The 12742-nt window shown below is 67.9% G+C and carries 9 protein-coding genes; 1 reads left to right on the top strand and 8 read right to left on the bottom strand.

Translation table 11 applies throughout. From position 1 onward, the window contains the following. The 3 genes from AC5RTT_RS17980 to AC5RTT_RS17990 all read right to left on the bottom strand — a co-directional run. Window positions 1-1311, bottom strand: a 1311-nt coding sequence (locus AC5RTT_RS17980; RefSeq protein WP_494146333.1) for an NAD(P)/FAD-dependent oxidoreductase, incomplete at its 3' end; no start/stop codon positions are given. Next, window positions 1308-3533 (bottom strand): molybdopterin oxidoreductase family protein, encoded by a 2226-nt coding sequence (locus AC5RTT_RS17985; RefSeq protein ID WP_494146334.1) that lies wholly within the window; start codon window positions 3531-3533, stop codon window positions 1308-1310. The genes AC5RTT_RS17985 and AC5RTT_RS17980, both read right to left, overlap by 4 nt. A 1-nt stretch (window position 3534) precedes the next feature. Further along, window positions 3535-5004: an MFS transporter gene (locus AC5RTT_RS17990; protein WP_494146335.1), complete on the bottom strand. Its 1470-nt coding sequence runs from the start codon at window positions 5002-5004 to the stop codon at window positions 3535-3537. 279 nt (window positions 5005-5283) lie between these two features. Here AC5RTT_RS17990 and AC5RTT_RS17995 point away from each other — a divergent pair, with 279 nt between their 5' ends. Next, a complete protein-coding gene (locus AC5RTT_RS17995; protein ID WP_494146336.1) occupies window positions 5284-6696 on the top strand; it encodes an MFS transporter in 1413 nt (470 codons plus the stop codon). Window positions 6697-6832: 136 nt separating this feature from the next. On the opposite strand, the gene AC5RTT_RS18000 is transcribed toward AC5RTT_RS17995, so the two are convergent. The 5 genes from AC5RTT_RS18000 to AC5RTT_RS18020 all read right to left on the bottom strand — a co-directional run. Beyond that, window positions 6833-7564, bottom strand: coding sequence for a glutamine amidotransferase (locus tag AC5RTT_RS18000; RefSeq protein WP_494146337.1), 732 nt, complete (start codon window positions 7562-7564; stop codon window positions 6833-6835). 32 nt (window positions 7565-7596) lie between these two features. Further along, window positions 7597-8037: a YybH family protein gene (locus AC5RTT_RS18005; protein WP_494146338.1), complete on the bottom strand. Its 441-nt coding sequence runs from the start codon at window positions 8035-8037 to the stop codon at window positions 7597-7599. A 15-nt stretch (window positions 8038-8052) separates the two neighbouring features. Further along, window positions 8053-9861, bottom strand: coding sequence for an acetyl/propionyl/methylcrotonyl-CoA carboxylase subunit alpha (locus AC5RTT_RS18010; protein ID WP_494146339.1), 1809 nt, complete (start codon window positions 9859-9861; stop codon window positions 8053-8055). A 130-nt stretch (window positions 9862-9991) separates the two neighbouring features. Further along, entirely contained in the window at window positions 9992-10639 is a 648-nt protein-coding gene (locus AC5RTT_RS18015) for a Maf family protein (protein WP_494146340.1), read from the bottom strand. A gap of 44 nt (window positions 10640-10683) precedes the next feature. Next, the coding region (locus tag AC5RTT_RS18020; RefSeq protein ID WP_494146341.1) for an MMPL family transporter at window positions 10684-12742 on the bottom strand (2059 nt) is incomplete at its 5' end.

Genomic DNA, 12742 nt, shown 5'->3' on the forward strand with positions numbered 1-12742 from the left:
CGGCAGCTCGGCCGAACGCTCAAACAGCCCCACCAGTTCGGCGGCGGTCCGCGGCATGCCCACGGCCACCAGCCCTTCCAGGACCCCACCCCGGGTGGTCATCTTCACGTAGCGGCCGTGTTCCGGATCCGCCCACTGGGCCACCTGGAGCCGGGGACGCCCGTTCGCAGCGCCGGCGTTCAGGGCTTCCTCGTCCCAGGGATCGGCGCTGTTGTTGCCGGCCACAGCCATGCTCAGGCCGCGCGCCTTCAGGACAATAACGCCGGGCTGCTCCGCCGGCAGTTCCGCCAGGACTTCGGCGTCATCGACCGCGCCGGCGGCGAGCAGGGCCAGGTACTCCGCCAGCCATTCGGCCTGGCGCCAGCCGGGACCCACCAGGCCGGACGGACCCTTGGCGTTGCGGCAGGCAGCACAGTCCGGGTCCGGGCAGCGCACCTCCGCGCAATCGCCGATGGCAAAGATGTGCGGTTCATGGTGGGCGCGGAGCCGGTGGTCCACCAGGATGCCGGCAGCAGTGGAGAGCCCGCAGCCTTCGGCCAGTTCGGTGCGGGGACGGACGCCGCACGAGATGACCAGGAGGTCCCCGTCAATCGCCGAACCGTCGTCGAGCAGCAGCGCCGAGAAACCGCCGTCGGGAGCGTTGTGCTCAACCCCGGTGGAGCGCGCGTTTCCAGCCATCCGCACGCCGCAGTGGCGCAGACCCGCGGCCAGGACGGCACCGCCGCCGCGGTCGATGTTGCGTCCCAGTGGGTGCGGGCCATTGTGGACCACCGTCACGGTGGCGCCTTCCTCGGCCGCGGCAAGGGCTGTTTCCAGGCCCAAAACGCCGCCGCCCAGGACCACCACACGCTTGCCGCCGTCCACCGCCCGGCGGAGCACGTCAGCGTCGCGAAGGTCGCGCAGGGCCGTCACACCGGCCGGCAGGACGGGTGAGGCGGGGTCCGGGTTGATGCCCGTCAGGTTGGGGATGACCGGCCGTGAACCGGTGGCGAACACCAGCCGGTCGTAGTGGACGGAGTCCCCACCGGAAAGGAGGACCTGCTGCCGGGCGCGGTCCACGCGCCGGACACGGACACCCAGGCGGACGTCAACGCCTTCGGCCACCAATGCGGCGGCGTCGGAGAGGGCGAGGGCATCGGCTGTGGTGCGGCCAACGCCCAGGTCCGCCACCAGGACGCGGTTGTAGGCGGCTTCAGCTTCCTCGCCCACCACGGTCAGCCCCACGTGCCCCGCACGTACGGCGGGGAGGAGTTCGTCAACCAGCCGGGCAGCCACCGGGCCGAATCCAACAATGACAACCTGCTCGCTCATGAGGCCTCCGTCGTTTGAAGCATCTTGCTGGAAAGGGGTGCAGCCACGGCCCGCACCCAAACCTTGTTGAACTTGAACTCAGGCATCCCGGACGTGGGGTCCGTGGCCGCCTCGGTCAGGCGGTTTGCGCTGCCCAGTCCGGGAAAGTGGAACGGCAGGAAGACCGTGTCCGGCCTGATGTCGTTGCTGAGCTCGGCCTTGCACACCACCTCGCCGCGCTCGTTGGCCACGGACACGAGGGAATCGGCCGTGATGCCCATGGCCTCGGCGGCAGCGGGGTGGACCTGGACCTTCGCCCCGGGCTGGGACGCCAGCAGTTCGGTGACACGCCGTGTCTGCGCACCGGACTGGTAGTGCTCCAGCAGCCGGCCGGTGATGAGGGTCATGGTTTTCGCTCCGGGGTCAGGGTTGGGGACAGGCGTCCGACGGCGGCGGGGGACCACGGGGGTCATCACGGCTTTGCCGTCGGGGTGGGCGAAGCGGTCCCGGAACAACCGGGGCGTGCCGGTGCTGCCCGCAGGGTAGGGCCAGTAGGCAGCTTCCCCGCGGTCCAGCATGGCGTAATCGATGCCTGAGTAGTCGGCCAGGCCACCGGCGGAGGCGAGCCGCAGTTCCTCGAAGACGGTTTCGGGGTCCTCGCTGTAGGTGGACGGGGCGTCCAGCCGCTCCGCCAGCCGTGCCATGATCCACAGTTCGCTGCGGGCGCCGGCGGGCGGGGCCAGGGCGCGGCGGCGGCGGAGGACCCGTCCTTCGAGGTTGGTGAGGGTGCCTTCCTCCTCCGCCCACTGGAGCACCGGGAGGATGAGATCGGCCTCCGCGGCGGTCTCGGACATGAAGAAGTCGCAGACCACCAGGAAGTCCAGGCTCCGCAGGCCGGCGGTCACGGCGTTCGCGTCGGGGGAGGCCACCACCACGTTGGAGGCGTGGATGAAAAGGCACCGGACGCCGTCGGGCTGGCCCAGCGACTTCAGCAGCTGGACCGCAGGCAGGCCGGGCCCGGGAATGGTTTCCTCCGGAACTCCCCAGACGCCGGCCATATGGGCGCGGGCGGCGGGGTCGGTGATCTTGCGGTAGCCGGGCAGCTGGTCGGCCTTCTGGCCGTGCTCGCGGCCGCCCTGGCCGTTCCCCTGGCCGGTCAGCGTGCCGTAGCCGCTGCGTGCGGAACCGGGCAGGCCCAGCAAGAGGCTGAGGTTGATGGCCGCGGTGGCGGTGTCGGTGCCGTCAGTGTGTTGTTCCACGCCGCGGCCGGTAAGGATGTAGCTGCCGCCCTGGCGGGCACCGGCGGCAAGCCTGCGGGCGGTCTCCCGGATCAGGTCGGCGGGGACGCCGGTGAGGGACTGGACGCGTTCGGGCCAGAAGGAGCTGACGCTGCGGACCACGGCGCTGTAGCCCGAGGTGCGTTCCTCGATGAAGGCGGTGTCCACCAGGCCTTCGTGAATGACTACGTGGGAGATGCCCAGCAGGAGGGTGAGGTCGGTGCCCGGCAGGGGCTGGAGGTGGAGGCCGCCGCCGTCGGCAGTGAAGGCGGCCGTGGCGGAGCGGCGCGGATCCACCACAATCAGCCCGCCGGCGTCGCGCGCTCCCTTAAGGTGCTGGACGAAGGGCGGCATGGTCTCGGCCACGTTGGAGCCGAGCATGAGGATGGTGCTGGCGGAGTCGAGGGCTTCCACCGGGAAGGGCAGGCCCCGGTCCACGCCGAAGGCGCGCATTCCGGCGGCCGCCGCGGAGGACATGCAAAAGCGGCCGTTGTAGTCAATGCGCGAGGTGCGCAAGGCCAGTCGGGCGAATTTGCCCAGCATGTATGCCTTTTCGTTCGTGAGGCCGCCGCCGCCGAACACCCCGACGGCGTCGGCACCGTAGCGAGCGCGTGCTTCCCCGACGGCGGACGCGGCGAGGTCCAGGGCATGGTCCCAGCTGATGGGCCGGTGCACGCCGTCGGCACCTTTGAGGAGGGGCTCGGTGATCCGGCCCGGGTGGTTCAGGAGCGTTGCGGAGGTCCAGCCCTTGCGGCACAGGCCACCACGGTTCGTGGGGAAATCGCGTCCGCTGACCTCAAGGGCAGCCGTTGCCGCAGCTGCCGGGGCGGAGGCTTGCATGCTGGGCAGGAGCGGCACGGGGACTGGCCCCGGCTGGGGAGCCGGGGCCAGTTCCGCTGGAGACGTGAGCGTCATGGCGCACTGCAGGGCGCAGTAAGGGCAGTGCGTGTCGGCGCTGTTGGTCATGTTAGACGTGTCCCATCGCATTTCGGTTGGCGTTGCGGATGTAGCAGAACCAGCAGACGGCGAGCATCAGGGCGTAGGCCGCGACGAAGCCGTAGAAGGCCGGGGTGTAGGAGCCGCTGGCCGCATTCGATGCGTTCAGCACCTGCGGGATGACGAAGCCGCCGTAGGCACCGATCGCGGAGATCAGGCCCAGTGCCGAGGACGCCAGGCGCTGGGTGGCCACCGAGCTTGCGCCGGACTTGGCTGCCCGGCTGGAGGTGGCGAAGATGACCGGGATCATGCGGTAGGTGGCCCCGTTTCCGAAGCCGCTGGCGGTGAAGAGCATCAGGAACAGGGCCAGGAAGAGCCAGAAGTTCTTCAGCGGCAGGGTCCAGATCATGGTCAGCGTGATGACGCCCATCGCGGCGAAGGCTGTAACGGTCATCCGGGCCCCGCCCATGCGGTCGGCCATGCGTCCGCCGTAGGGGCGGGCCAGGGAGCCCACCAGGGGCCCCAGGAATGCGAGCGACAGGGCGACGGTACCGACGGCGATCGAGGAGAACTCCGGGAAGTAGTCCTTGATCAGCTTGGGGAACACGCCGGCGAAGCCGATGAAGGAGCCGAAGGTGCCGATGTACAGCAGCGCCATGATCCACAGGTGCGGTTCCTTGAGCGCCGCGACGGAGCCGGCCACGTCACCCTTGGCGCTGGTGAGGTTGTCCATGTACTTCCAGGCGCCGAAGGCGGCGAGCAGGATGAGCGGAACCCACATCAAGCCTGCGACGGGCAGGTTGACGGTGCCGGCGGCCAGGAGCGTGATGGCGATCGGGACGGCGAGCTGCGCGACGGCGGCACCCATGTTGCCGCCGGCTGCGTTCAGTCCCAGCGCCCAGCCCTTTTCACGGGCCGGGTAGAAGAAGGTGATGTTCGCCATGGAGCTGGCGAAGTTACCCCCGCCGAAACCGGCCAGGGCGGCGATCAGCAGCATGACACCGAACGGCGTTTCCGGGTTGGAGACGCACAGGGCCAGGCCGATGGAGGGGATCAGGAGCAGCAGGGCGGAGACGATGGTCCAGTTGCGGCCGCCGAAGCGGGGGACCATGAAGGTGTAGGGAATGCGGAGCGTGGCGCCCACCAGGCTGGGCATGGAGATGAGCCAGAAGATTTCCGACGTGGAGAAGGCGAATCCGGCGGAGGGGAGCTGGACCACCACGATGGACCACAGCTGCCACACGACGAAGCCGAGGAACTCGGCGAAGATGGACCAGTTCAGGTTGCGGCGGGCGATCGAGCGGCCTGCGGTTTCCCACTGCTCCTTGTTTTCGGCATCCCAGTTGGCAATCCAGCGGCCGGGAAGGAATTTAAGGGCGGGAGCGTCGGTGGTGCGGGTAGTGCCGAGCTGTGCGCTGGCGGCTGCGGCTGCTGGCCCTGTTGCGTCGTCAAGGTCCAGGGAATTGCCGGTACCGGCATCTGCGGTGCGGTCGACAGTCACGGGTTACCTCCTTCGGGGGGATGTTGTCCTTCCAAGGTAGGGACGGCGCGTTTCACAGACCGACGCCGGATGTTAACGCGTTGTGACATTTGCCTATCGGCCCGCTGGGGCCATCGTTAGGGTGTCCCGCGGCTCCACACACTGAGACAGACGACACGCGTCCGTATTCTGGACCTTTCGTCCATTCACTGGACCATGGGAACTAAGATCGAACTCTAACTATTTCGAGCCGGGGGCTATCCCTGCGTCCGGCGGGTTCTCACGAAAGCGTTTACCTTTATGTCTTCCACCGATACGTCCGCGCTGCCGGGCGCACCCCAGCCGGTGAACTCCCGGGGCCGCGTGATCGTCGCCAGCCTGATCGGCACCACGGTTGAGTTCTACGACTTCTATGTCTACGCCACAGCCGCGGTCCTCGTGTTCCCGCAGCTGTTCTTCCCCAACCAGAACGAGACCACCCAGCTCCTGAGCTCCTTCGCCGTGTTCGGCGTCGCGTTCATCGCCCGGCCGCTGGGCTCGATTGTCTTCGGCCACTTCGGCGACAAGTTCGGCCGCAAGGGCACCTTGGTCGCCTCGCTGCTGACCATGGGTATCGCCACCTTCCTGATCGGCTGCCTGCCCACGGCGCTGGTGCCCGGCTGGGCGTTCTGGGCTCCCGCGCTGCTGGTGGTCATGCGGTTTGCGCAGGGCCTGGCCCTCGGCGGTGAATGGAGCGGCGCAGCCCTGCTGGCCACCGAGAACGCGCCGGCCAACAAGCGTGCAATCTACGGAACCTTCCCCCAGTTGGGCGCGCCCATCGGCTTCATCATCGCGAACGTCATCTTCCTGGTGTTCAGCTACGCATTGTCCCCGGCTGACTTCATGGCATGGGGCTGGCGTGTGCCGTTCCTGCTCAGCGCCGTCATGGTGATCATCGGCCTGTACGTCCGCCTGAAGCTGATCGAAACCCCAGCCTTCACCAAGGTGCTCGAGTCCAACGAGGTGGCAAAGCTTCCCCTGGGCCGCGTGTTCAAGACCAGCTGGCGCCAGCTGATCCTGGGAACGTTCATCATGCTCGCCACCTACGTGCTCTTCTACCTGATGACCACGTTCACCCTGACCTACGGCACCCGGCCGGCCAGCCTTGAGGCTGCCCGCGCTGCCGCCGAGAAGGCCGGCAAGCCGATGACCGAGGCCGCCGCTGCAGCGTTCGTGCCCGGCCTGGGCTACACCCGCAACGACTTCCTCTGGATGCTGATCGCCGGCGTCGTGTTCTTCGGTATCTTCACCCTCGTCTCCGGGCCGCTGGCGGAGAAGTACGGCCGCCGCAAGATGCTCCTCGCGGTGACCGGAGGCATCTTCGTTTTCGGCTTCCTCTTCGTCCCGCTCTTCAGCGGCGGGTTCGTTGGCACCATGGCGCTGCTGGTCATCGGGTTCTCGCTGATGGGCCTGACCTTCGGGCCGATGGGTGCACTGCTGCCGGAACTGTTCCCCACCAACGTCCGGTACACCGGGTCAGCGGTGAGCTACAACTTCTCGAGTATCCTGGGCGCTGCGGTGGCTCCCTTCATCGCTGTCGCACTGTGGGAAGCGGCGGACGGCAGCCCCGTGCTGGTAGGCATCTACCTGACCTCAATGGCCGTACTGACGCTCATTGCCCTGTTCGTGAGCAAGGAAACCCGCGACCTGGACTACGAGAACAACGTGGCCTGATATCCCGTCCCGTGCGTTCCAGCCCGGTTACTGTCTGAAGTGCCCGGTGTGTTCCCCGCCAACAGGGGAATGCGCCGGGCATTTTGCTGTCCGGGCGGGCAGTAACTGGGCCGGAATGCACGACGACGAGCGCTGTTTACCGGGCGTAGCGGGCCACGAAGTTCCGCAGGATCTTCATGGGTTCGGTCACGGTGTACTGCCGGGCCTTGTCCATCAGCTCCTCAGCCGATTCAGGCGGAAAGTAGCCCGCATACCGGTAGATGTCGATCCGCGTGACAAGGCCCTCCACATCCAGCTCAGGGTGGAACTGGGTGGCATACAGGTTTTTCCGGATGCGGAACATGTGGACCGGGCAGGCTGCGGACCGCGCAAGCAGCACGGCGTGCGGCGGCAGGACAGTGCAGGCCTCCTTGTGCCCGGTGAACGCCGGAAAGCTCCGCGGCATCCCCTCGAGCAGCGGGTCCGCCAGCCCGGCGTCGGTAAGTTCAATCTCGACCCCACCAAGCGGTTCGCCGTAGGTCCTGTCGATGACGGCGCCCTGGTGCCTGCCGAGGGTGCCCACGCCGTAGCAGGCACCCAGGAAGGGGAAGTCCCGCGCCACCAGCTCATCCAGCAGGCCGGAAAGCTCATGCTCCACCCGGTGCTGCACGGCAGTCTTCTCCGCCGGCGGGTCACTGGACGTGAACGGGCTGCCGCCCACAATCACGCCGGAGTAGCGCGAGAGGTCAAGGCCGGGCATCGGCGCCGCCTCCAGCCGGATCCGGTGGAGTTCCTGCGGCTCCAGGCCGCCGTACCGGAGATACGCGTCGTACTCGTCCTCGGCCGCGGCATCTTCGGCCCTGGATGAGAGCAGCAGGAATGGCAGCATCTGCTAAGTGTGCCCTGCTGCGCGGCCGCCTGTCAGCTGCTGGCCGGCTGGCTCAGGGAACGGCGTGACTGCGGCCTGGCAGCCGGATCGGCATGCCGGTGCACCAGCTTCCAGTAGCCTTCCTCGCGGCGGAACACGCTGGTCACCCGGAGCGCAAACTCCTCGGTGACGCCGGCACCGTCAAGGCGGGCACGGAAGTGTTCGGTTTCCACCAGGAACGCCGTGTTGCTGGCCTTGTAGGACGTGATGGTGTCGAAACCGAGCATCTCGCCGTCCTGGAACTGCCGGGCGGCCTGGTCAAGCCGTGCCTCCACCTGGGCCCAGCCCCGGGCGACGCCGCCGAAGGGGTTGGCCAGGGTGACGTCGTCGAGCCGCGAGTACAGCTCTTTGATGGGTTCCGGATTGCCCCGGGTGATCTCGGGAACCGCAGCGTGGTAGCGGTCCACTTCTTCCTGAAAGCTGGGTGCGAGCATGATTGCCTCCGGCGGCTAGTCTTCGATGATGGCGATGACGGCGCCGGCACTGACCGTTTCGCCGGCTGCTGCGGTGAGGCCCGTGATGGTGCCGGAGCGGTGCGCGGTCAGTGGCTGTTCCATCTTCATGGCCTCCAGGACCACCACCAGGTCACCCTCGGCCACGATGTCGCCGTCGGCCACCGCCACCTTCACAATGGTGCCCTGCATGGGAGAGGCGAGGGCGTTGCCGGTCGCGGCGGCCGGGCCGCCGGAGCGGGACCGCTTCTTGGACTTGGCGGGCTTGGCCGCCACCGCCGATCCCGTGCCTGCCGAAGCCAGCGACGCGGGCAGCACTACTTCGAGGCGCTTGCCGCCCACCTCGACCACCACGCGCTGGCGGTCCTCGGCAGCTTCGCTTTCGGCGATGCCGTCAGGGGTCCAAGCCGGCAGGTTGTTGGTGAATTCCGTCTCGATCCAGCGGGTGTGGACCTTGAACGGGCCCTCTGCCGGGGCGAACGCGGGATCGGAAACCACTGCCAGATCGAACGGGATGACGGTGGGGATACCCTCCACCACCATTTCCTCGAGGGCGCGGCGGGCGCGCTGCAGGGCCTGCGGCCGGCTGGCACCGGTGACAATCAGCTTGGACAGCATGGAGTCGAAGTTGCCACTGATCACGTCACCCTGCTCAATGCCGGAATCGATGCGGACGCCGGGGCCGGTGGGGTTCTTCAATACCCGGATTGTTCCCGGGGCGGGCATGAAGTTCCGGCCCGGGTCCTCGCCGGTGATGCGGAACTCGAACGAGTGGCCGCGGACCTCGGGGTCGCCGTAACCGAGCTTCTCGCCGCGGGCCAGCCGGAACTGCTCGCGGACCAGGTCGATGCCGGTGACTTCTTCGGAGACGCAGTGCTCCACCTGGAGCCGGGTGTTCACTTCGAGGAAGGAGATGGTGCCGTCCTGGCCCACCAGGAACTCGCAGGTGCCGGCGCCGAGGTAGCCGGCTTCCTTGAGGATCGCCTTGGAGGATTCGTAGAGCCGCCGGTTCTGCTCCTCTGTCAGGAACGGGGCAGGCGCTTCCTCCACGAGTTTCTGGTTGCGGCGCTGCAGCGAGCAGTCACGGGTGGAAACCACCACCACGTTGCCGTAGGCGTCGGCAAGGCACTGCGTTTCAACGTGGCGGGGCGCGTCCAGGAAGCGCTCAATGAAGCACTCGCCGCGGCCGAAGGACGCAGTGGCTTCACGGACGGCGGAATCGTAGAGCTCGGGGATCTCCTCGCGGGTCCGTGCCACCTTGATGCCGCGGCCGCCACCACCGAAGGCCGCCTTGATGGCCACAGGAAGGCCGTGCTGGTCCACGAAAGCCAGGATCTCTTCGGCGGATTCCACGGGATCGGCCGTGCCGGGAACCAGGGGAGCGCCCACCTTTTCGGCGATGTGCCGGGCCTGGACTTTGTCGCCGAGGGCGGAGATGGCCTCCGGGGACGGCCCGATCCAGGTGATGCCCGCCTCGATCACGCGCGCGGCGAACTGGGCGTTTTCGGCCAGGAAGCCGTAGCCGGGGTGGATCGCGTCCGCACCGGACTGCCGGGCGGCGTCAATGATCTTGTCCATCAGCAGGTAGGACTCGGCTGCGGTGTTGCCACCCAACGCGTAAGCCTCGTCAGCGAGGCGGACGTGCAGGGCGTCGCGGTCCGGGTCGGCGTAGACGGCCACGGATGCGATGCCTTCATCGCGGGCGGCGCGGATGATGCGGACGGCGATTTCACCGCGGTTTGCGATCAGCACCTTTGTGAGGGTCGACTGCGTGGTTCCTGCGGACTGCTCCAAAATTGCTGACAAGGCGTCTCCTTCTTTCCTTGAGGGAGCCTAGCGCGCTTTTGGAGGTTTCGCCGATATTACTTGCGGAATCCGCGTGTAAACCGGGAAGGCTTTGTAGGGAAGCTACAAGATGCCTCGAAATGGGGATGATTTACGGCGCGGGCCAGAGGTCGGTGATGCGGACATTAGCGGAGGCGAGCAGGCCCCGAAGGGTGGAAACAGAGAGTCCGACGACGGCGTGCGGGTCCCCGTCCACCTTCCGGATGAACGCCCCGCCGAGGCCATCTATCGTGAAGGAGCCGGCGCAGTGCAGGGGCTCGCCGGTGGCGATGTACGCGTCGATCTCCTCAGGTTCCATTTCCATGAACGCCACCTCGGCGGAGGCGACCGCTCCAAGCGTGGCGCCCGAGCCCGGCTCCCCGCCGTCGTCGTCCCCGTCCGTATCCCGGCAGTCCACCAGCCAATGCCCGGTGTGCAGGACTCCCGCGTTGCCGCTCATCCGGAGCATCCGCTCGCGCGCAATGTCCGCTGTATAGGGCTTGCCGTGTGCCTCGCCGTCAAACTCGAAAACCGAATCGCAACCAAGAACCAGCGCGCCGTCGGCTTCAGGCAGTGCCGCCACCGCTTCGGCCTTGGCCCGGGCAAGGAGCAGCGCGGTGTCATGCGGGTCGGTGACGCCGTAGTGTGCCTGGACGGCGGCCTCGTCCACGTCCGAGACCAGGACCGAATGTTGGACACCGGCCTCGGCCAGGAGCTTGGTGCGGGCGGGGGACTGGGAGGCAAGTATCAGGCGGACCACGCCTCCAGCCTAGTCCGTCCCGCCCGCGGGCACCGGAGCCGGAGTCAGTGGACCAGCTCGCCCGATGCCTCCGCAGCCTCCGGCCGGGGAAGCCGGGCCCCCTCCACGTCCACGTCGGGCAGGATCCGGTCCAGCCAGCGGGGCAGCCACCAGGACTTTTCACCCAGCAGGTACATGACCGCCGGGACGATGGTCATGCGGACCACGAAGGCGTCGAGGAGGACACCGAAGGCCATCGCAAAGCCGAGCGGCCGCACCATGGTGAGGTGGCTGAAGATGAAGCCGGCGAACACGCTCACCATGATGATCGCGGCGGCTGTGACCACCGCTGCGGCGTGCCGGAAGCCCACCCGTACTGCTTCCCTGGCGGACGAGCCGTGCATGTACGCCTCGCGCATCCCGGAGGCGATGAACACCTGGTAGTCCATGGCCAGGCCGAACAGGACTCCGATCAGGATGATGGGCAGGAAGCTCAGGACCGCCCCGGGGTTGGCGACGTCGAACACGCCTCCCAGCCACCCCCACTGGTACACGGCCACCACGGCGCCGAAGGCCGCGGCGAGGGAGAGCAGGAACCCGCCGGTGGCGAGCAGCGGAACCACGATGGAGCGGAACACGAGCAGCAGCAGGACCAGGGAAAGGCCGACGACGATCGCCAGGTAGGGCGGCAGGGCCTCGCCGAGCTTGCTGGAGACATCGATGTTGCCGGCGGTCTGGCCGGTCAGGCCGATGGCCACGTTGTGTTCTGCCTGGATCTCATCGTTCAGGCCGCGCAGTTCGGAGACCACCTGGACGGTGCTTGCGCTGGCCGGGCCTTCCTTGGGGATGACCTGGAAGACGGCCGTCCGGCGGTCCTCGCTGAGCGCGACGGGCACGGCGGCCACCACGTTATCGACAGAGCGCAGTTTGTCCGCGACGTCGTACTGGAGGGCCTGCGCCCGGGCCTCGTCAAGGTTTGCGGGGAACTCGCCCACGGCCACGATGGGGCCGGTGACGCCTTCGCCGAAGCTCCGGGCCGTCAGGTCGTAGGCCTGGTAGGCCTCGGACTCCACGGGTTCCGAACCGCCGTCGGGCAGGGCGAGCTGCAGCTGGGCGGCGGGCAGGGCAAGGGTTCCCAGCAGGGCCACTCCGGCGAGCAGGGCCAGCACCGGATGCCGGGTGACCAGGCCGCCCCAGCCATGCGTGCTGCGTTCACGGTCGGCCGCCTCGTCCGCTGCCTCGTGCCCGGGCTCGGCATTGTGCGCCTCCGCCTTGGCCCAGGCCCGCCGGGAAATGATCCGGCGGCCAATCAGCGACAGCATGGCCGGGGTGAGGGTGATGGCCACGAGGACCGCCACGGCAACGGTGCCGGCGGCCGCAAGGCCCATGACCGCGAGGAACGGCAGCCCGGGAACCACCAACGCTGCGAGGGCGATGATGACCGTAAGGCCGGCAAACACCACGGCATTGCCGGACGTGCCGGTGGCGCGCGCAACGGACTCCTCAGGGTCCATCCCGGCCAGGAGCTGGGTGCGGTGCCGGTTCACGATGAACAACGAATAGTCGATGCCCACGGCCAGGCCAAGCATGAGGGCCAGCATGGGCGAGATGGAGCTCATATCGAAGAGGCCGGACAGCGCGAAGGTGGTGCCGACGCCCACGCCTACGCCCACCACCGCCATGAGCAGGGGCAGGCCGGCCGCCACCAGCGTTCCAAGCATGATGATCAGCACCAGGGCCGCCACGGCGATGCCGATGATCTCGGCGGCGCCGAAGAGTTCGGAGATGTCCTCGGTGATTTCCTTGCTGGCCAGTGCGGTGATGCCTGCGGAGGACGTTTCGTGCGCGATGTCCTGCACCTGCTGCCGGGTTTCGGGGCTCAGCCCGTTGATGGAGGCGTTGAACTGCACCTGTGCGACGGCGGCCCGGCCGTCCTCGGACACGAACCGGATGGCGGACGATGCTTCTGCCTGGCGCTTGCCCAGTTCCAGCTTCGCCTTGTTTGCCTCGAGCTCCTGCTGGCCGGCCTGGAGCCTGGCTTCGCCCGCCGCCAGCTCCGCTTTCTGCTGTCCCAGCTGGGCTTCGACCAGGGCAGCCGGGGCGCCGGCCGCGGCCAGCTGCTGT

It is taken from the genome of Arthrobacter sp. Y3221157, from assembly GCF_059089865.1.

What these genes read in the sequence shown, in the direction of transcription:
- AC5RTT_RS17995 (WP_494146336.1), top strand. Translation starts at nt 5,284, where the DNA reads ATGTCTTCCACCGATACGTCCGCGCTGCCGGGCGCACCCCAGCCGGTG.
- AC5RTT_RS18005 (WP_494146338.1), bottom strand. Translation starts at nt 8,037, where the DNA reads ATGCTCGCACCCAGCTTTCAGGAAGAAGTGGACCGCTACCACGCTGCG.
- AC5RTT_RS18000 (WP_494146337.1), bottom strand. Translation starts at nt 7,564, where the DNA reads ATGCTGCCATTCCTGCTGCTCTCATCCAGGGCCGAAGATGCCGCGGCC.
- AC5RTT_RS17985 (WP_494146334.1), bottom strand. Translation starts at nt 3,533, where the DNA reads ATGACCAACAGCGCCGACACGCACTGCCCTTACTGCGCCCTGCAGTGC.